This is a genomic window from Paenibacillus sp. B-A-8 (assembly GCF_048572915.1).
Classification (GTDB): Bacteria; Bacillota; Bacilli; order Paenibacillales; family Paenibacillaceae; genus Paenibacillus_AQ.
The window spans coordinates 878960-899494 of record NZ_CP183882.1 but is presented as its reverse complement, the minus strand read 5'-3'; the positions used below and the strand labels follow the sequence as shown (position 1 = coordinate 899494).

The 20535-nt window shown below is 40.3% G+C and carries 16 protein-coding genes; 2 read left to right on the top strand and 14 right to left on the bottom strand.

Translation table 11 applies throughout. From position 1 onward, the window contains the following. Positions 1-95 precede the first annotated feature (95 nt). A complete protein-coding gene (locus tag ACN6MV_RS04005; RefSeq protein WP_419885768.1) occupies positions 96-2741 on the bottom strand; it encodes an FtsX-like permease family protein in 2646 nt (881 codons plus the stop codon). 13 nt (positions 2742-2754) lie between these two features. Next, the gene (locus tag ACN6MV_RS04000; protein ID WP_042124149.1) at positions 2755-3456 is read right to left on the bottom strand and encodes an ABC transporter ATP-binding protein; all 702 of its coding nucleotides are present in this window, start codon (positions 3454-3456) and stop codon (positions 2755-2757) included. A 268-nt stretch (positions 3457-3724) separates the two neighbouring features. On the opposite strand from ACN6MV_RS04000, the gene ACN6MV_RS03995 reads away from it, so the two are divergent. Further along, positions 3725-5500 carry an ABC transporter ATP-binding protein gene (locus ACN6MV_RS03995; RefSeq protein ID WP_419885767.1) on the top strand — a complete coding sequence of 592 codons (1776 nt, stop codon included), beginning with the start codon at positions 3725-3727 and terminating at the stop codon, positions 5498-5500. Beyond that, a complete protein-coding gene (locus tag ACN6MV_RS03990; RefSeq protein ID WP_042124145.1) occupies positions 5487-7262 on the top strand; it encodes an ABC transporter ATP-binding protein in 1776 nt (591 codons plus the stop codon). The genes ACN6MV_RS03995 and ACN6MV_RS03990 overlap by 14 nt, the downstream gene beginning before the upstream one ends. A gap of 212 nt (positions 7263-7474) precedes the next feature. Here ACN6MV_RS03990 and yaaA read toward each other — a convergent pair whose 3' ends face one another. The 12 genes from yaaA to ACN6MV_RS03930 form a co-directional block, all read right to left on the bottom strand. Further along, positions 7475-8236, bottom strand: coding sequence for a peroxide stress protein YaaA (yaaA, locus tag ACN6MV_RS03985; RefSeq protein ID WP_419885766.1), 762 nt, complete (start codon positions 8234-8236; stop codon positions 7475-7477). A 102-nt stretch (positions 8237-8338) separates the two neighbouring features. Beyond that, positions 8339-8587, bottom strand: a complete 249-nt coding sequence (locus tag ACN6MV_RS03980; protein ID WP_419885765.1) for a hypothetical protein — start codon at positions 8585-8587, stop codon at positions 8339-8341. Positions 8588-8618: 31 nt separating this feature from the next. Then, positions 8619-10175: a glycosyltransferase family 39 protein gene (locus tag ACN6MV_RS03975; protein ID WP_419885764.1), complete on the bottom strand. Its 1557-nt coding sequence runs from the start codon at positions 10173-10175 to the stop codon at positions 8619-8621. A gap of 192 nt (positions 10176-10367) precedes the next feature. After that, on the bottom strand, positions 10368-11243 hold the full coding sequence (locus ACN6MV_RS03970) for an aminoglycoside phosphotransferase family protein (RefSeq protein ID WP_375104779.1): 876 nt from the start codon (positions 11241-11243) through the stop codon (positions 10368-10370). Between the two features lie 35 nt (positions 11244-11278). Continuing rightward, positions 11279-11665, bottom strand: coding sequence for a VOC family protein (locus ACN6MV_RS03965; protein WP_419885763.1), 387 nt, complete (start codon positions 11663-11665; stop codon positions 11279-11281). A 144-nt stretch (positions 11666-11809) separates the two neighbouring features. Then, complete coding sequence (locus ACN6MV_RS03960) at positions 11810-12103, bottom strand: hypothetical protein (RefSeq protein WP_042124136.1); 294 nt, start codon at positions 12101-12103, stop codon at positions 11810-11812. A gap of 454 nt (positions 12104-12557) precedes the next feature. Then, on the bottom strand, positions 12558-14876 hold the full coding sequence (locus ACN6MV_RS03955; RefSeq protein ID WP_419885762.1) for an FtsX-like permease family protein: 2319 nt from the start codon (positions 14874-14876) through the stop codon (positions 12558-12560). Beyond that, positions 14866-15531 (bottom strand): ABC transporter ATP-binding protein, encoded by a 666-nt coding sequence (locus ACN6MV_RS03950; RefSeq protein WP_419885761.1) that lies wholly within the window; start codon positions 15529-15531, stop codon positions 14866-14868. The genes ACN6MV_RS03955 and ACN6MV_RS03950 overlap by 11 nt, the downstream gene beginning before the upstream one ends. Next, positions 15528-16772 carry a hypothetical protein gene (locus tag ACN6MV_RS03945; protein ID WP_339289214.1) on the bottom strand — a complete coding sequence of 415 codons (1245 nt, stop codon included), beginning with the start codon at positions 16770-16772 and terminating at the stop codon, positions 15528-15530. Before ACN6MV_RS03945 ends, ACN6MV_RS03950 begins: the two co-directional genes overlap by 4 nt. Positions 16773-16777: 5 nt before the next feature. Next, on the bottom strand, positions 16778-18163 hold the full coding sequence (locus tag ACN6MV_RS03940) for a radical SAM protein (protein ID WP_375104777.1): 1386 nt from the start codon (positions 18161-18163) through the stop codon (positions 16778-16780). A gap of 195 nt (positions 18164-18358) precedes the next feature. Then, positions 18359-19636, bottom strand: coding sequence for a GHKL domain-containing protein (locus ACN6MV_RS03935; protein ID WP_419885760.1), 1278 nt, complete (start codon positions 19634-19636; stop codon positions 18359-18361). After that, positions 19633-20361, bottom strand: a complete 729-nt coding sequence (locus tag ACN6MV_RS03930) for a LytR/AlgR family response regulator transcription factor (protein WP_042124123.1) — start codon at positions 20359-20361, stop codon at positions 19633-19635. Before ACN6MV_RS03930 ends, ACN6MV_RS03935 begins: the two co-directional genes overlap by 4 nt. Positions 20362-20535 lie beyond the last annotated feature (174 nt).

Here is a 20535-nt window from a genome sequence, read left to right as displayed (position 1 = left end):
AAGAGACCGCATCGAGAAGCCATAACAATGGCTGTTCGATGCGGTCCTTTGTGTTTAAGTAGGATCAACTTTTGCTTTTGGTGTGGACGCTGCGCTTATTCTACCGATTTTAACGCCTCAATCATATGAATCCGTTTGAGCTTAATGTGCATGAAAGCCATGACTATGCCTGAGAACAGCAGTGTTAACAGCGCGGCATACACATAGCTTGGCCACTTGATGATCGGCGCGAACATCGTCGCATCCAGCTCAGCTGTATTCAAGACGAAGCTGTGCAATATAATGCCAAGCCCCGATCCGGCAACAATGCCGAGTAAGCTTAGCAGCAAATTCTCGCGGTAAATATACAACGTTACTTCCTTATCATAAAATCCCAATACCTTGATGGTTGATAGTTCTCTGATCCGCTCAGAGACATTGATATTAGTTAAATTGTAGAGGACAACAAAAGCAAGAGCAGCAGCCGATACAATGAGCACCAAGGTTACAACGTCCATACTCTTCATGGTGTCGTCAAAGGCAGTGCCTACGCTGCTTGAAAAGCTGACCGCAGCCACTCCTTCATTGTCTGTCAGCTTCTCGCCGAACTTGTCCTCCCATGCTTTATCGTGTGTGGTATAGTTCAGCAGCTCTGTGTTGAACACCGGTTCTTGTCCAAATACGGAAGAATAATACGCAGGTGTCATATAGACATAGTGCATTACATAGTTCTCTGTAATCCCTGCCACCTTAATCTTGAATGTCTCGTTATCCTTGTCCACCACACTCAACAGGTCACCGGGTTCAAGCCCGTATAATTTAGCCAGCTTCTCCGAGATTATCGCTCCCTCGTCTGTGAGCATCCGCTTTTCTCCGCTCACTCGATCTCGCAGCTCTACATAATCGGATATAGCATCAACAGATGCAGGGATGAACAGATGCACATCCTGATCATTTACACCACTGCTGTGCGCTTTCATCGTTTCCTGCGCCACACTTAATGATCCGGTTATGCTGGACTCGCCAGTGATCAATTGCTCATAGGCATCCCGTGCATCCGCAGACGCATCTTCATGCAGCGCCACAAGTGCATCATATTTCATGATCGTACCGAACTGCTGAGGTGCAATGCTGCCGATCGAGTCTTTGAGACCAAACCCGGTCAGGATCAGCGCCGTACAGCCGGCCACGCCGAACACAGTCATGAACATCCGCTGCTTGTAGCGGAATAAATTCCGTGCGGTAACCTTTTGAACAAAGCTTAGTCGTTTCCATACAAACGTAACTCTCTCCAGCAAAATCCGCTGCCCGCTCTTTGGCGCCTTCGGACGCATCAATACGGAAGCGTTGCTACGTAGCTCTACCCGCGCGGCAATCCAAGCTGTCAATGTTGTACAGATTAGCGCCACTATAATAGAAATGATGGAATATGACGGATAGAAACTTTTGATAAGATCCGGCAGATTATAAAGCGAACTGTACGCATTATAGATAATGGTCGGAAACATGGTAAAACCGAGGGCAAGCCCTGCAACCGAAGCCGCCAAGCTGGCAAGCGTACCATAAACCAAGAATTTGGCCATAATGTCACGGTTGCCATAGCCGAGCGCTTTAAGTGTCCCGATCTGCAGGCGGTGTTCCTCGACCATACGGGTCATGGTTGTCAGACTGACCAGTGCGGCAATCAGGAAAAAGAATACCGGGAACGCGCTCGCAATTGCCGACAACCGGTCAGCGTTGTCTTTATATTCGGCATATCCCGGATTGGCGTTTCTGTCAGTGATATAGATCTTGGGAAGCGCTAGCTCTGCAAGCTTTTGCTCCCCTGCAGCCAATTCCGCTTTGGCTGAAACCAGTCCATCCGCAATGGCTTTCATATTTGTTGCTTGTTCCTGCTGCACCGCCTCTGGCTGGCGCTTTAAGTCAGCGAGCTGCTGCTCGGCGGCGGCTACCTTGTCACGTCCACTGGACAGCTCTTTCTCACCTTCCGCACGCATCTCAGTAAGACGCGCTTCCGGTACGCCGGACAGCGCCTGCTCTACTGCCTTGGTATGCTGTTCGGTCAATTCCTCATACTCTGGTGAATAAGCCTTCACTCCGGTTGTATCCTTGAAGGATAGATAGGCTTCCGTATAGACCGGGAGCTTAAAATCTGACTCCGGGATTGCTGCGAATGCATCCGCCGTCCCTTTACCAATTCCGCTGGTGCCCCGGGTACTCTTCTCTATAAATTGTGGGCTTCGCACAAAGCCCACTACGGTATAATCAAGGGTTTCGAAGTTGTTCGACAACTCCGCATCCGTTCCAGCTCCGCTGAACGTTACCTTGTCACCTAGTGCATACTTTTCGACCAGCTTGTCATCCAATACCATTTCTCCGGAATTCTCCGGAAGACGACCTTCAATTATGCTGTACTGGTTAAGAGGTTTATCTGAATTGTAAGAATGAACTTTGAGTATCAAAGCATTATCGCCACTGAACACATCAGCGCTGTAACCCGGTTGGACTTCGTCGATGCCCGGTACATCACTCAGCAGATCTATGTTCTCTTCGGTCAGACCATAGTTGGTCTGCACCTTCAAATCCATCAGTCTCGTCTCTTGGTAAAAGATTCCGGCTGTATCCAGCATATCTGGACCGGCTGACTTGATGCCGGAAAAAAAACTAACGCCCAGCATAATGATTGCAAATATCGAAATAAACCGGGCTTTCGTGTGCCTAATTTCGCGAAAAATATCTTTCCACAACGCTCGCTTTTTCATAGGTGACTTCTCCTTACCATTCGATATCTTCAACAGATACTGGCGAAGGATTGGTTACCATCTTCCGTACCTTAGCATTGTTAATCTCAATAACCCGGTCTGCCATTGGCGCAATCGCCAGATTATGCGTGATTACAATGACTGTCGTGCCTGTATTGCGGCAGGTATCCTGAAGCAGCTTGAGCACTTGCTTGCCGGTATTGTAGTCTAGTGCACCTGTTGGCTCATCGCATAGGAGCAGCTTCGGCTGTTTAGCTAGCGCTCTGGCAATAGCGACACGTTGCTGCTCGCCACCAGACAGCTGAGCCGGAAAATTATCCAGCCGCGCGCCCAGTCCCACATCCTCCAGCACCTTACGCGCATCTAGTGCACGCGGGGAAATCTGAGAAGCAAGCTCAACATTTTCTAGCGTGGTAAGATTCGGCACTAAGTTGTAGAACTGGAACACAAAACCCACATCATTGCGGCGGTAGCCCGTCAACTCCTTGGCACTGAACTTGGCTATGTCCGTACCGTCCACAATAACCTGGCCTTCGTCGGCAGAATCCATCCCGCCAAGAATATTAAGCACCGTCGATTTACCTGCACCGCTGGGACCGACAATCACTGCAAACTCACCTTTATTTATCTCAAAATCAATTCCGTCGTTGGCAACAATCACACTTTCACCCATTTTGTAACGCTTGTACTCCCCTTTTACAGCAACAAAGCTCATTCCTCATCCTCCTGTCTCTATCCAAACCAAGCCTAATTACTTTACATTGTTTCAGTTTATCATAATTAGAACGCCCAAGCCCGAATGGCAAACCCTCATTACGCAAGGTAAAATTCACATCATTAATAAGTTCATTTTTTTGTAACAATAATGTAACAAGGAAATTTTTCCGTAAACGATACTTAGTCATTTGATAGTGTTATAATCACCTTGATTTATTCATTCTTTTCAGGCAAGAGTGAAAGAACAAACAGAAACAGGTGATCAGATGTTCGAACTGAAATGGCTTTGGCAGAACTTAGAGGGGAACCGGACACGGTATATTCTGGCGCTCTGCCTCTCGGTGGTGGGCTCAAGTCTTACGATCGTGAACCCGTACATCAGTCAGCGCATTGTCGATACGTTTATTGCGGGTGACAATGCCCTGCAGAATCTTACACAAGAACGGCAATTATTAATTATGCTCTGCCTAGGCATGATTGGATTTTCTCTACTGCGTACAGGACTTGCTTATTTTACAACCATGCAGTATGAAAAGTCCTCGCAAAACATGATGTACAATATCCGTATTTTTTTGTACAACAAGATTCAAGGACAGGACAGAGAATATTACGACCATAACCGAACCGGCGATCTCATGACCAAGATGACCGGGGATCTGGATATGGTTCGGCACTCGATGGCATGGATTTTCAAAACGATCATTGAATCGCTAACGATCTTCATCGCCGCTGTTATCTATTTTTTCACTATAGATGCTCAGCTGACGTTGTGGATGCTAATCCTGTCACCGCCCATTTTTATTGTGGCTTACATATTTGCTAAACGCGTTCGTCCTATGTATATCGACCTGCGTGAGCGGTTGTCCCAGCTTAACACGACAACTCAGGAGAATATTTCAGGAAACCGTGTGGTTAAGGCTTTTGCCCGCGAGGAGTTCGAGGTCCAAAAATTCACAGAGAAGAATGTCAACTATTCCACGGCGAACAAAAAGGCCGCCCTTGTATGGCTTGATTACTTTCCTTATCTGGAATCCTTCGCTCAGGGCTTCAACGTAATTCTTATGTTGGTGGGTGGTTTGTTCCTAATGAACGGCCGGATCACCTTCGGTGAATTCACGGCTTTCTCGTCGCTGATCTGGGCTGTATCCAACCCTATGCGCAACATCGGTATTATTATCAACGATATTCAGCGCTTTTTTGCGAGCTTATCCAAAATTGTTGATATCTATTACGCCAAGCCAAATATTATAAATGAGCATAAGTCCACTACTAAACGCCGTTACGAAGGCCGTATTGAGTTCGATCATGTTCGTTTCAAATATGACAGCGCTATCGTACTTGACGATGTTAGCTTTACCGTTAAACCTGGTGAAACTATAGCAATCATGGGCTCGACCGGATCAGGCAAAACAACAATCATCAATCTGATTCCTCGATTCTATGATGTAGCCGAGGGGCGCGTACTTGTCGACGGCGTTGATGTCCGAAAGCTAGAGCTCGATGAGCTCCGCGATAATATTGGTATGGCGACCCAAGATGTACTCTTGTTCTCTGATACTATTGATGGAAACATCGCCTATGGCGATCCTGATCTTCCGGAAGAAGATGCGATAAGCTTTGCCGAGCTCGCGGCCGCACACGACTTCATTACCAAAATGCCTGAAGGTTATGATACCGTTGTCGGGGAACGCGGAGTCGGTCTATCCGGAGGTCAAAAACAGCGTATCGCTTTAGCACGTGCCTTGGCCGTACGCCGTCCGATCCTGATTCTGGATGATACGACCTCTGCTGTCGATTTGGAGACGGAGGAACATATTCAGAAAAGTCTACGCGAGCTGGATTACCCTTGCACGAAGATTATTATCGCGCAGCGTGTATCTACGACCGCGCAGGCTGACCGCATTCTCATTCTGGATGGCGGGAAGCTGGTTGAAGAAGGCACCCACACCGAACTGCTGGCGAAACGGGGCTACTACTACGATGTGTTTAAACTGCAGAACGAGGGTATTGGAAGGCAGGTGACCGCAAGTGGCAAGGAATAAATTCGACGTCGATGAGAATCTGGAATCGCCGTTTAATATAAAACACTTCCGGCGTGCGATGGTATACATCAAACGTAAGAAAACACCAATGATTGTTGCATTTATACTCAGTGCGCTTTCAGCGGCTATATCCCTATCAGCTCCACTGATCATGCAGCATGTGATCGACGTAACCATTCCGGCAAAAGCCAAGCTTGCGCTGCTGGGCTGGGCTGGACTGATGCTTCTGACCATTGTGGTCAGCGTTTATCTGGCTACTATACGATCACGCATCATGACGAGTGTTGGGCAGGATATTATTTTTGATATCCGTACAGATTTGTTTAAGCATCTGCAAGAGTTGCCCTTCAAATATTATGACGACCGGCCGCAGGGCAAGATTCTCATCCGGGTCGTAAACTATGTCAACGCCGTTTCCGATGTACTGTCCAACGGTATTATCAACTTTATTCTAGAAATCGTGAATTTGCTCTTTATTGCAGCCTTCATGTTCGCCGTTGACGTACGTCTATCATTTGTCATCCTTGCAGGACTGCCAGTATTCTTTGGCATCATGATGCTGATCAAAACTCGGCAACGCCGGGCTTGGCAAGCAGTATCCAATAAGAGCTCCAACCTGAACGCCTATTTGCAAGAAAGCATCAGCGGTATTGGCGTGACGCAAATGTTCTCCCGGGAACAACGTAACGAAGGAATCTTCACACGTCTGGCGGGTAATTTCCGTACAGAATGGATGAAGGCTCTACGTTACAACATGCTTATTCCATTCTCGGTAGACAACTTGTCTACAATCGTTACCTCATTGATTTTCCTTGTAGGCCTACTAACACTTAGTCCACAAGACATGACCCTCGGTGTCATTCTGGCGATGAGCAGCTACGCTGCCCGCTTCTGGCAGCCGATTCTGAATCTTTCGAACCTGTACAATAACTTCATCAACGCCGTTGCCTATCTTGAGCGTATCTTTGAGACGCTGGATGAGCCAGTTACCGTCAGTGATATTCCGGACGCGAAGACACTGCGACCTGTAGAGGGCCATGTCACTTTCGACGATGTGACCTTTGCCTATGACCCAGGACTCAATATTCTGGAGAATATCTCCTTTAAGATCAAAGCGGGAGAAAGCATCGCTCTGGTGGGACCAACAGGTGCAGGCAAAACTACGGTCGTCAATCTGATCTCGCGCTTCTATAATATTTCCAGCGGTAAGATTCTTATCGACGATCAGGATATCTCGCAGGTTACACTGAAGTCCCTGCGCAGCCAAATGGGAATTATGCTACAGGACAGTTTCATCTTCTCCGGTACGATCTTGGACAATATTCGTTACGGTAAACTCGATGCCACCGAGGAAGAAGTGATCGCCGCAGCGAAAGCCGTCTGTGCCGATGAATTCATCCGTGAATTCGATCAAGGCTACCTGACAGAGGTCAACGAGCGTGGCTCCAAGCTATCTCAAGGACAGCGGCAGCTCATCTCGTTCGCAAGAACGCTTTTGGCTGATCCGAGAATTCTCATACTAGATGAAGCCACTTCATCGATCGATGCGAAGACTGAGCGTTTGCTGCAAAAAGGTCTGAATGAGCTCCTTAAAGGACGTACCTCGTTCATTATCGCGCATCGCCTGTCCACCGTAAAAAACTGCGACCGTATTATGTATGTGTCTAATAAAGGTATTGCGGAAAGCGGCTCACATGATGAGCTTATCGCACAAAAGGGTCTTTACTACCGCCTCTACACGGCACAGAAGATGGAAGCTTAACTCAATAAACACGAAAAAAAGCTCAGGGCGATTTACAGCCTGAGCTTTTTTGGTGTTTATATATTCTTAAAAATATGCAAACTAATCTATTACCGTCCAAATATTTAGCGCAAGTGAGCGAACCGCAATATTCGTGTGATTTCTGTACACCCTCAAACGCTCTGCAGGCTCTAGCTGGTCATTCAACCGCCTTCAAGATTACCCATCGAATACTACTTACTCTCTTCATTCTTTTTCTGTATAAACACATACGTACTCTCATCCGACAACTCATCCGCATAGCTGAAATCAAACCCGTCGAAGCCTTTGATATCCTCCACACAGGTGATTTGCCGCTCAGCCATGAAGCGTACCATTTCACCTCTGGCCATCTTGACCAGAGTCGCTCTCTCAACGATCTTACCGCCGATTTCCTGCCCGAATACACAGCTAATCATTCGAACGTTTCCGCCAACATACGGGGAGATGCACTTGCTGTATTCTTTGGAGGCCAGATTCAAAATGATGTCAGTTTCCGAAAATAGCTGATCTGCCAGCTTCCTGTTCCAGAACTCGTAGATAGATTTGAACCCTGGTCCGCTAAGCTTAGCCTGCATCTCCAGCCTGTACGGAACAACGCCGTCAAACGGCCGGACGATTCCATAGAACCCGGACAATATCCGTAAATGCTGCTGAAGATATTCGAGCTCCTCCATTTGAAGTACCCCAGGTGCCATGTACTGATACTGGATACCCTCATAAGAAAAGATAGCCGGTGTAAGATTCCGTGTTACATCCATCTCCCGAATCCGCTCTACATTTAACGTGGCGATGGCATCATTACATTTCCATAGCGATTTGGCTTCTTCATAATTCAACTTTTGTAATAAGGCCAGAAGAGTCTGTGACTCGCTTATGAATTGCGGCATCTGGCGGCAATCCATAAAATCCGTATCCATCTTCATCTTCTTGGCAGGCGATATAATGATTCTCATGATGCTCCCTTTTCTCTTTTCTTACCCCTGCGGGGAATTTATACGTAACTTTATCCTATCACACTTAATCTTCGTAGGCTTGGGGCAAGTTCATGAAATTTTTCACTGCCGCCCGCTTTGCCCGCTACCACTATCCGTACCCTGGCTGCCATTTCTTCTTGTCCCGCCATTCATGCCGGGAGAGACACCTCCATCTTTACCCCGACCACCGTTAAAGCCCTGTCCCCCGTTCGCCCTCGAACCAGAATCTGTACTTGATATCTTCTGCGCTGTGATGGCATCGCAAGAGACGAGCACCATGGAACAACTTAGCACTGCTATGAGCAAAGCGAGATATCGCCTAATCCGCATCTTTGAACCCCCTCTTTCCGAGCAAAAATGGTCAACGTGAAAAATATCTTTTTAACATATAATCATATACATCTTTAAAGCCCATGTAGGATAACACGATCAGCAGCGGATACACCGGGTAAATATACCGAGACTTAATCTCCCATAGTAGATAGAATCCAATAAAGCCTAGCACCACAAGAATCAAAGAGGACTCCCCATATCTTTTCGCTCTTATTCCACCGATTAAACGAATGAGTATACAAACATACATCAGGAAATTTAGAACATACAGTAACCACAGCAGCCCGCTTCTGTAACTTGAGTCCGCCTTAAACAAATCTGTTGCAGCGTTAGTGTAGCTATAACGGTCCATGATAGAGCCTATTCTTCCGCCGTTACTGGATGATCCGTCATTTCCCAGCCCATATCGTTCCATCTGGTATGTGCCTTCCGTCCAGGTCCAAACGATCTTTTTATAATACATTTTCACTAAGTCGCTTAGGCTCGCCTCGGAGAGTTTATTACTGATTTCCTCTTTAAATAGCTCCGTACTTTCTGCCTTATTATAATTTGCCTCCTGCTGATAGATCGTATAGCTCTGCCAGTTATCCCAGAACCCAAACGTCTCCAGATTGATCCCCATATTTAGCCACATATAGACAGGTGCGGAATTTGTAGTAATCGGTTCATCTACAACACTCGTCGCCTGCAACACAGCATTTTGCGTCCAGCTCGGAGTATTGAACAATAAAATCGTGATAAACAAAGCGCTTAGAGCTTTTTTCACCCCGATCGCACGCATGTTGAACAAAAGACTGACCACCACAGCAATCAGAACAATAACACCGATGCTTCGGAAATAGTTGCCGACTGCCAGAAGGATGGCTGCGAAGAGGATATCCTTTATGGACTTTCTTTTTATAAATCTCACAGCGAAATATAAAGCACTTGTTAGAAAGGCTGTAGCAATCACATCGTTATAGATTAAATTACTCATAAACAAAGAAGGGATATAGGTTGCAGCAAACACGAGAATACCATAGTCACGATCCTTCGACTTCTCATTGAGCTCTTTATACAGCAGGTAAATCATTAACGAGGTTAAGAGTGTAAATAGAATATTGAATATTTTGATCACCAAATAATTATCCGGAAATAACTGTAGTAACGTTTTTAAATACACAACAATCGAGAAATTAAACGGGAACATATGCAAGTAACCCGTCGTGTCAAAAGATGAATAATCATTCCTGTACAGCATTTCGAGTGCCAGTGAAAGCACCGTCTGCGAATCATCCGTCGGCAAGCGAGGAAACAGAAAAATGATCACGATCTGAATGGCAAAAGAACACAGCAATGTGGCTGGAATGACGATTTTCCAACTGTACGGATTAAGCTTCAGGCATATTTTATACAAAATAACGCTTAACGCCAGCACCACCACAATCCCTAGAATAAAAAGGCCCAGCTGTTGCTTCTCCAAAACTGGCGTGTCCCCATATACGAAATAATTATATTTCGCTCGGATAAAAAAGGAGGAAGCGATAAACAGTCCAATGAAGAATGCAAAGATGAGATATAATGATTTTTGAATTGCCCTTACCATGGAAACCCTCCTTTTCACAGTCGAAGTCCTATACAAGAACATCCTCTGATTCATAAAAGCATTATAAATACCCAAACTGAATATTCAATGAAAATTGGGTATGCCGGGACCCCTCAGTGAACAAACGCAAATAGACCGCCCTCCATGCAAAGGGTTGCGGTCAGTATTGTTAAATATTCATTGCGGAAAAGATCATTCAAACCCTACGAATTCCAAGTCCTTTAGGAATCGATTACTTCCTATTAAACTCTTTACCCTCTTCGTTACATTAGGTCCTTTAGGTGTACTACCACGTCTATTCAGCAAGATCCATCTAAGACAAGCCCATGCTTCAAAGACCTCAAGCTCTTCTTGCTCGATGTCATTCTCCAATAGATAAGCAGAACGAAACACACGGGCATAACGCTCAGATAGGTGGATTTTCAGCAGAATAAATGACCATGCAAAATCATATCTTGGGTCTCCCAACTGGCCGTTCGTCCAGTCAATGACGGTAAACTGCTCTTGTTCCTCAACTATATTTCCTAAGTGAAAATCTCCATGAATGATACGGTCCTGTTTCATTGGCGTTTGCTTTACTAGAGAAATCAGTGCTTGTTTAAGATCTGCGTGCTCACTCACTTCAGGAAAAAAGTAATCGACGAAGTCGTACTTAGGTAGTTGTATATGTTCAAGCTCAGCAATATCTATTTGATGAATTCTGGCTAAAATGCTCGCGAGCTTCTTCATTGTCTTATCATTCACTTTAAGAATTGGCGTTCCGTCAAAGCTTGTTAACAACACCTTATCCCCATCGGGATTAATCCCCCAGCCCACTGGCTTAGAGACAGCTACTCCTCGTTCGGACAGGACCTCCAATAATCGATATTGAAACTGAACATCTGGTTTGGAGATCTTACTCCATGTTTTCAAAACAAAGCTTTCCTGGCCTGAACTGATCTTTAGAACCTCAGCTTCAAAGCCATCATCCATCGGATAGGTGGTTAAAGTGGCTTCTTGAATGAGTAAGTCGTGCATGATGATTTCTTGGTGTTCTAACCAGTTTACGTTAGTTATTGGGGTTCTCAAAAGTGTCCCTCCTTTCGATCGGTTGTTCGCAGATATTAATTTTCTGGAATGCCCGCTACGATCTCAAGCAAATTGCCTTCTGGGTCAGCCACAACAGCTTCACGCAACCCGTAAGGCTGCGAAATAGGTTCTTTTATAGGCGTTGCACCGGCAGTCACCAGACGATCAAATTCCTTGTCGACCTCCTCAGGCGAGGGAACGCCAAATGAGACCTCCATTGTCCCATTCAACCCGTTAGGATAACCTAGCCCTGAGATACTAAGCGCATCCCGCTGGCATAAATTAAAGAACACACCACTCTTATGCTGGACCCCGGTAAATACGCCGCCATCCCATTCCAAAGCCATGTTCATGACATCCCGATAGAATGTAACCATCTTTTCCATGTCTTTTACAATAAAAGTAATCGCACCGATTTCCATAAAACCCTCCTACGATTCAAAATTATTCCTTTTAGATCGTAGACATAGTAACATAGCCGGTAAAATAATGAAATGAACTATACAATAATAAAAAGCTCTGTAGAAACTCTACAGAGCACTCTCAGCTAAATCTAACTGTACTACTTATGTCACTGAATAAAATGCCAATCCGATACTTGAAAAGATAAGCAACAGAATGGTAATAAAAACCGCAGATCCTATATACTTATTCTTTATAGACTTACCCGTAATTGATATTCCTCTTTTTCCGATAAGCGAATATAAAATGAATCCCAATATGGGAGTGGTCGCAATCATTAATAATACCCAAATCCAAGGATTTATCCCTCGATACAAGCAATCGTTGTAGAGCCATAAACATGATAGCGTTATAGTCAACAAAGCAAATACAACAACTAATACAACTAATGGAATCATAACTTTCGCCCTCCTTACTTTTCACCCAAAAAAAATAATTAAGCAGGTTCAAGTTAACTCCCCTTGCTCCTGCTTAAAAGTACTAACATACTGCTTTCTTCATATTTCTAACTGGTTAATTACTTTGAACGAATATCACAACTATTGTTACCAAGAAAACCTAACCAGTTAGAAATATTTAGTTTAAATTAGAAACAGAAACAGAAGCATAGTGAGAAACAAATGGAGAAGCAGAAACAACCATACTCTTCTCTCGTTTCCAAATTTTCTACGGATTCATCAGTCCAAAGGGATTCTGTGGCGTTTAAAGAATGCATTTACCTTCCACTCCTTTCATTTTGAATTAGCGGAAACAATTGATGGCATAAATGAATTCACATATAACATTCATATTTATTTAGTTACTGTAGAAAAGTAACAATAGTTGTCGCAGTTGTCATATGAATAATTAGTTTCATTCTCTAATCACTTCTAAATCATTATATTTTCCACTGAAAAGAGATATATTTCCTACAAGTACAAACAAAACAGATATAACAATGATAAATACATACATACTTCCATCAATAATTGCATTTCCTTTAGAAATAGCTGAAACAGCAACGGATATAACTACAGAAAATAGAACCAATGACATCGTAAGCGAACATATTATGCTAATTATGGCTTTGATCATATATTGCTTCACAAGAATTTTCTTACCAATGCCTAAAGACCGGATGATTGCATACTCTTTTCTATTGAGATCATTCATTAAGCTAAGTAAATTAACGTTAAATATGACTGCTGCCACGATGAAAAGAAAACAGATATATTTAAAACTAGTTAAGAATGAATCCATTTTAGATAACAGGTAATCTCCAACTACATTCATGTTAGCAATATAGCTATCCTTCACTTCATTAAGGAATCCATCATCAATTGCTCTTACCAAATAAATTGTATCGCTATATTGATTTTCGGAAGCTTTCAACATCCAATTATTATTGATACCAGCAGAATCGTAGGTTCCCTTTACTCTATAATTCACAGTTTTCTCTTCGTTCGTAATTTCTAGGGTATTTCCAATATTGATTTTATAGGCGTCTGCATATGCTTTTGAGATGAGTATTTCTCTTGGATTTCCTTCAAAGACATCTTGCCCCTCGGTAATTTTAAATTTTGAGGTATAGTTCTTTTGGTCAATTTCATTGATACGAACTTGTTTGTTGGAGACCTCATCATTTTCTATCTTTGCATCCATATAGTGCATTATCGTGAATGTCTTTATATCACCGGAGTTAACCAACACCTGATTTAGAGCCTCTTCATCACTTGTCTTCATTAAATAGTTATAGGGTAAGGATTGTTGATACCCCATATCAACAGATTCCTTTAAGGTGTTTGCTAACCCAAAGCCTATTAGAATAAACCAAAGCATCATGGTTAAATTTAAAATCCCTATTACAAAAACGAGCTTATTTTTTTTAATTTCTTTAAATGTATATAAGGTACTACGATGATATTTCCATACTGGAAGTCTTGTAATCAGCTCAATGAGCAGTAATATCCCTATAAAAATAGCGCATAACGTAATTAATAAAATAAAGTTACTCGCCATGGATGTACCACTACCCAATAAAACTGCATATACGGAAAAGACAACTGGGAGAGATAGCATAATCCCAAAATTTCTTAGCCTATTCCTTTTAGGGAGACCATGATCTCCTTTGACAATAAGAACAGGATCTAGATTGACCATATACTTTAGTGCAATATTTCTGTACAAAAGGAATACAAAAATATTAAAGACTACAAATTTAAGAATATTTATCATATAAGCGGCTGTGTAATTAACACTAATATTTTCTGCAGCTAAAATCATTTTTGCGAGTGGAATGCTGAAAATAACGGACAAAATTAATGGGGTAAAGATCAAAATATTGATCTCTAATTTCATTGCCTTAATAATGTCCTTCATCTTGATAGGAATTAGCATTAACACAGCAATATCTTTTTGGCTTCTCACAATCAACATCGTAATCCCACTAATCAACACGGCGATTGCTAATAAGTACCCTACAGTACTAATCAAATTCAAAGCCATAATCTGTTTATCTAAGTCTGAGAATAATTCATTTCTTCTATCTTCAATTGTTTTGTATTTATAACCAGACTCCAGGGTTTGCAGTTCTTGTTTCAATAACTCTCCGGATTTACCGGAAATAAATACTAATCCAGCGTCAGAATGATAGGAGGATTCTAAATTGTTAGTCTTGATATAACCAGAAACCTGGGCATCATCCACAACATCAATAGGGAGATATTCTATTCTCGTGATCTTTAAAGCTTTATCTTGTTCCTTAATTCCTATTAGATGGATTGTATCTCCTACATTTAAATGCTGCTTGTTCGCCAATCCTTCAGAGATTACAACCTCATCCTCGGATAAATTTTCGTAACCGGATAGAAGATAGAGCATCATTTGGTTATTTTCATTTTTAAGATAGACAGGGGCTGAATGAACATAGGAGGTTTGAATTCCTTCCTGCTCATATGCGCTTATAGCTTTATCAAAGCTCTTAGAAGGAAAAGATTGTGTGACTACAAGATCAGCAGGGTTAGATTCTTGCATAGCCTGATTAATGTATTCCTGCTTACTCATTCTTATTTGAGGCAAAATAAGCGAAACGGTCATTGTAATTACGATTGAAAGGGCTATAAAAAACATTGACCATTTATTTTGGTTTAGGTTTTTAAGATTATAGAGTTTAAATAATTCTCTATATTTCATTTAACAACCCCTCATTCATTAAATATTGTCGTTTACCCAAACTTCCAATGGAATGATCATGAGTAACTATCACTAATGCGCTGTTATAAGAAGTACTTACTTCTAGAAGGAAGTCCATTATGCTCTTGCCGGTGGCAGCGTCTAAAGCTCCTGTTGGTTCATCACATAGAATCATCTTGGGATTATTAATTAAGGCCCTCGCAATGGCGACTCTTTGCATTTCCCCACCAGAAAGTGTCGGTGTCTTATGACTATGTTTGCTTGTTAATCCCACTCTTTCTAGCATTTCCATTGCACGACTCTTTTTCTTTGCATACGATAAATTTTCATGAATAGCAATAATCAAATTTTCTAAGGGTGACAAACAAGGGATTAGATTTGAGTTTTGAAATACAAGTCCAATGTAATCTTGCCTGATCTGTTCGATCTCTTTTCTATTCTTGGTATCAATGGATCTTCCATCCACTAAGATCTGACCCTCTGTTACATCTGTTAACAATGAAATACAATTTAAAAAACTCGTTTTTCCACTTCCCGATTTCCCCATTATGGTAATGAAGTCGCCTTGCTCAATGGTTAAATCAATTCCCTTTAGAACATGCTGCACATTTTTATCAGTGCTAAAATCTTTTTTAACATTTACACACTCAATCATTGTGCCTTCAAGCCTCCTTTAATTTTCAAAGTGAGGTAAAGTCTTTTTAAGAAGGATGCCAACAGGCTAACAACAAAGATCACCGGTATAAACAGAATAAATAGGTTATTTAGATCAACTAAAACATTAGATATATTTCCATGTATTATATTTTGCTGTAAGGATATAAATTTGTTGATTAACAAATCATGATTTTGAATTAAGCCCATGACAGAGTACAGAAGAGACAGAATAATCAAACATGTAGTAAGTACATATACACTACTGTAAATACCATACACATATACAGACTTACTGATTGAATAGTGTTCATCCATTTTTCTTGCTCTCTTTGCATTTATTAATTCTACAGTCATCTCTTTGATTGACTTAAACGCTTTGACCTGAATATTTTGAACATTTAGATAATCCGACAACAGCCAGTATCCATCCATTCTTAAGAATGGTATAAGGTTCATCGCCGACGTCATTAGAATAAGAACAATGCCGATAAGTAAAGAAATATTATGTGATATCATATAACACACGAATATTGGAATTGTAGTGAGTACTTGAAAGTACATCCCACTGACATCATTGATAATTCTTTTGTTTTTATCTAAACGCCAAGTATTTGTCATATCAATAAAGAACACAAAATAGGTTAAATAAATTCCGATACCTATTTTCCCAACGTTAACATCGTACTTATAAGCTGCTGTTGCATGCCCCAGCTCATGAATAAACATGGAGAGATACACTAAAAAAATAACAAGAATAGTGTTCAGGTTATTAAAAATATCCGTTGGATATTTTGAAAGATGCATCACCGAAAATACTCCACAAATACTTACAATGATCAGCAATGGGATAACAACCCAACGACTATAGAGTAGATATTTCAGTATTGAATATAGTCCACGGAACTTCGATGACTCAATGATCGGAAGATGTAACCAAAGGTAGCTTTTTTTTTTCTCACCAGATTTGTTAGAGGAATTTGTCATCATATTTTTAGGAACAAGAAATTTTTTAATAAAATAATCAAATTCCTTATCTGTAATACTAATACCTTTTGCATTGAGATCATTAATAATCTCTTCATTACTGTTCGTTCCATCTAACTTATCAATGATTTCTTTTGCTCTAGGTGATACTTTGATATGGCTGGATTGATCAAACGATAATATATAAAAGCTATTGCCGTCTACATCAAGCTCTTGTCTAGTTTCATATTGCTTTACTTGTAGCAGCCCCTCCATGCTCATCACACCTTTTGTAGAATTTGATGCTTTCTTGTATTCACAAAAGCTTTCATTGTATCTTCAATATCACTGCATACAGGACAATCAATATCCTGGTTTATGTCTATGGCTGCTATAGGACAACCCCCACCACAAATCAGACCGTACTTGCATTCTTTGCATTGTGGAATTCGTAGTATAGTTCGATCTTTCCACATTCCCTCAAGATTTGGATCAAGCTTTACACTTTCGCCGTCATAGGATCCGATTTGATGATGCCCCTTACCGGCTAGCATTAAGCAAGTAGAAATATTTCCATCGGGAGAGAATACTAAATTACCACCAGAAGTAGCCTCACAATAATTTAGCTTCCAAGGTTTCATTTGATTATTTGAATCAAAGAACGATTGTAGGTAATTCACACATGGAGAAACAACCATTTTAATAATCGAATCTTCAGATCCTAATGTGGGTTCGATTTCAAGAACTCTGGAGTATAACTCACTTTCTTTCATAGAGTTGTTCGAACCGTCACAATACTCTAATACTGGTGCTACATAAGGATATACATAGCCTGATTCCACCCATTTCTTTTCCTTGATAAAATGGACCAAATCGCTTAAAGAATCGATATTATCTTGATTTATGTTTGTTCGCAAATGCGTTTTTATTTTCATTTCAGTCAGTAAATCAATACTTGATTCGATGAGATCAAAGGTTCCTCTCCCACTGACTCCAATTCGTCTGACATCATGAATAGACTTTGAACCATCCAAGGTGATCTGAATGATGACATTATCATACATTTTCAAAAGCTTACTGTAGTATTTTATTGTTGTTCCATTCGTTACAATTCTCACTTCGATGTCCCTTGCTTTTGCAAAATCAAGTGTCTTTTGTACAATTGGCATGTTTTGAGGTAACAAGGGCTCTCCTCCAAACAAGGAAATCGATGTTTTTGGCGTGTCAATCTCTGTTTGTGCAGTAATGCAAGTATCAATATAATTAAGGATTATAGTTAGTTGTTCTTCAGTCATTACTTTTTTATTACTTAGATTCTCGTCCCCCTCAAAGCAATAGGTACATCTTAAATTGCAACCCATCGTGGGACAAATGGTAAAGCTGCGAACCAGATTTTTCTCAATATACTTTTGGTGTATCTCAGCATACTTTCTTATGAACTCTTGTTCTTTCTCTTTTTGTTCAAACACGTAGCCCCTCTTAATTAAAGTTTGCATCAGTTCATCTTTATCATCAAAATTGGAATATCCCTTCTTCATTTCCTCAATCCGTTCATAAGTATCTGAATCAATAATGTCAAATGCACTAGAGATTGTATTTATTAATAAGATACTCTCATCATCAAGCTGGAAATCCATTACTCTATCCGTGAAATACAATTTTTCCATCCTCCTATTTCACTTTTCATTTTTTATTAGTGGGAACTATTCGTCACATTTCATTCCTTATGCTGAAATCATAAACCAATAATTTCTGTTTTTTTGTTGCTCGTTGTAATCGGCATAATACTCGTTGTAATCTGCATAACAAAAAGGCGATTTCCCATTCAATTATTATGAATGGGAAATCGCCGCCGTTTGTTCTTATGGAATTGGTAAAACTACGATTGAATTAAAATAGCCCTCATCGTATGAAAAGTCTGAGTATCCTTTTAACTTTTTGACTCGTTCATTGATACTGCTGATTCCAATGCCGTACCTATTTTTCCCTTTTTCAGAGATTAATCGTCCATAGGAGAAGTCCACATTCACATGATTCGACGAGTTTACAATGATTATGAATAATTTACCTTCACTAAACTTTATTTTAATTTCAATTTCCTTTTTTATTTCTTCTGTTAATCTAAGTACGGCTTCAACAGCATTATCTAAAAGATTCCCTAAAATGGCCGCTAGATCAATGGTATGTTCTATAAATAAGTCATGAGGAACTTGTAGGTCTAAAGTGCATTCTATATTATACTTCTTGGTTTGTTCTAACTTACTATTAAGAATGGCATCGATGGGTATACATCCGGTTAATAATCTATATGAGAATACATTGGTTTTTAATAACTCCTGTAGCTCCTCTTTTACCTCGTCTGTTTTTTTTCTCTCCAATCCATAGGCTATATTTAATAAAATATTTTTCAGATCATGTTTTAGCTTAGACATTTCCCTTTGATTCTCTAAGCTCTCTTCGTAATATTTATTTTGTGTCTCCATTATGGAGTACTTATGTATAAGAAAATTTTTCCCTTCTAAACTATTGTAGATCAGCATGATGCATACATTAATAATTAACAAGAAAATACAAGGAACGAATTGATTAATATCTTTATATTGGAAAATCCAATATATACTCAATAAGGATAGACAGGGAACAATGCTTAATAACAAACATTCCTTATTACTTAATCCGATCTCATTATCAGATCTAAAATAGAGCAGCAGCTTTGCTGACAACATTACAATTAACAACGATAAAAAGTTTGCACTAAAATATACGACAAGCATAATAAATAACTGGCCTTCAAATTTCTGATCATAATTATATGTAATGATAGACAGAGCTAAATCAGCAAGCGTAGTTATCAGCGTAAAAAAGATAATGTGGTAAATCTTCCGAGCCATTGATCCGTAGAATGAGTACAATATACAGATACTTAAAAGAACAACAAATAAAAGCAACCTGACCATAGCGTTTGTGTCACTAGACAATAATTTTATGATTCCCATAGAAAGAAAGGTTAAAGAATAGAATTTATACTTTGAGATTCTGAGGTTAAGAAATCCATTAAAATAAATAGAAATTGATGTGACCTGAACAAGCGTATAGAGAATAGCTAGAACCGCAATGCTTATAACCTCAATATGTCTCAAAAGCCAATCCTCCTTTTTATGAAATGGTTATAGGCATCTTTAACTATTTTCCTCTGCCCTCTACTAATTGCAAAACTTTCCTTATTGGTGAGAATAATATCAGTCCCTGAAACAATATGTATGTAATTTAAATTTAAAATGGTGCCTTGATTTACTTTTATAAAAGATAATGGATCAAGCATTTCTTCAATCTCTTTTATTGTGCCATAGAATGAAAATTCGTCATTAACGGTTACAACATGTATAATCCTACCTTTCTCAGAGGAAATGGATAGAATCGTCTCGCTTTTAATTTGATAGTTAAGATTTTGAGTTTTGAAGAATAAGTACTGGTTATTCCTTCTGACCTCATCAATTGCGTGAAGTAATACTTTACTTATTTGTTCTTCTTGTATAGGTTTTAGTATGTATCGAAAAGGTGAAACTTCAAAGCTTTCCATAGTGTAATTGTCATAGCTGGTAACATAAATGATAATCATATTTTTGTCTATTTTTCTAATTTCCCTAGCGACCTCAATTCCATTTAGAATCCCCATTTCAATATCTAAGAATAATATTTGATACTCTTCGTTTCTAGCATTTAAGGCTTTCAATAATGATTTTCCGGATTCATAAATATCAATATCTAACTCTATGTTTTGATACAAGACCAGACTATCCATAATGATCTTCTCTAATTTGGAGCTATGTAATTGCTCGTCATCACAAATACAAATTCTTATCATTCCCCTAAACTCCCTCTGTTGAAATAAAATAAAGAAATTGAAATTTCAATATATGCCTATAGTTATGTAAATATTACCTTATTAGTATTAATTCAACAAAGTAGGTCTGAAGTCCTTGCAAAATAAAAAAGACGACCAAAGTCGTCTACTAAATACTTATTAAAACCAACGGTA

What these genes read in the sequence shown, in the direction of transcription:
- ACN6MV_RS03960 (WP_042124136.1), bottom strand. Translation starts at nt 12,103, where the DNA reads ATGATTCCATTAGTTGTATTAGTTGTTGTATTTGCTTTGTTGACTATA.
- ACN6MV_RS03955 (WP_419885762.1), bottom strand. Translation starts at nt 14,876, where the DNA reads ATGAAATATAGAGAATTATTTAAACTCTATAATCTTAAAAACCTAAAC.
- ACN6MV_RS03980 (WP_419885765.1), bottom strand. Translation starts at nt 8,587, where the DNA reads ATGCGGATTAGGCGATATCTCGCTTTGCTCATAGCAGTGCTAAGTTGT.
- ACN6MV_RS03995 (WP_419885767.1), top strand. Translation starts at nt 3,725, where the DNA reads ATGTTCGAACTGAAATGGCTTTGGCAGAACTTAGAGGGGAACCGGACA.
- ACN6MV_RS04000 (WP_042124149.1), bottom strand. Translation starts at nt 3,456, where the DNA reads ATGAGCTTTGTTGCTGTAAAAGGGGAGTACAAGCGTTACAAAATGGGT.
- ACN6MV_RS03945 (WP_339289214.1), bottom strand. Translation starts at nt 16,772, where the DNA reads ATGGAGGGGCTGCTACAAGTAAAGCAATATGAAACTAGACAAGAGCTT.
- ACN6MV_RS03930 (WP_042124123.1), bottom strand. Translation starts at nt 20,361, where the DNA reads ATGATAAGAATTTGTATTTGTGATGACGAGCAATTACATAGCTCCAAA.
- ACN6MV_RS03975 (WP_419885764.1), bottom strand. Translation starts at nt 10,175, where the DNA reads ATGGTAAGGGCAATTCAAAAATCATTATATCTCATCTTTGCATTCTTC.
- ACN6MV_RS03965 (WP_419885763.1), bottom strand. Translation starts at nt 11,665, where the DNA reads ATGGAAATCGGTGCGATTACTTTTATTGTAAAAGACATGGAAAAGATG.
- ACN6MV_RS03940 (WP_375104777.1), bottom strand. Translation starts at nt 18,163, where the DNA reads ATGGAAAAATTGTATTTCACGGATAGAGTAATGGATTTCCAGCTTGAT.
- yaaA (WP_419885766.1), bottom strand. Translation starts at nt 8,236, where the DNA reads ATGAGAATCATTATATCGCCTGCCAAGAAGATGAAGATGGATACGGAT.
- ACN6MV_RS03950 (WP_419885761.1), bottom strand. Translation starts at nt 15,531, where the DNA reads ATGATTGAGTGTGTAAATGTTAAAAAAGATTTTAGCACTGATAAAAAT.
- ACN6MV_RS04005 (WP_419885768.1), bottom strand. Translation starts at nt 2,741, where the DNA reads ATGAAAAAGCGAGCGTTGTGGAAAGATATTTTTCGCGAAATTAGGCAC.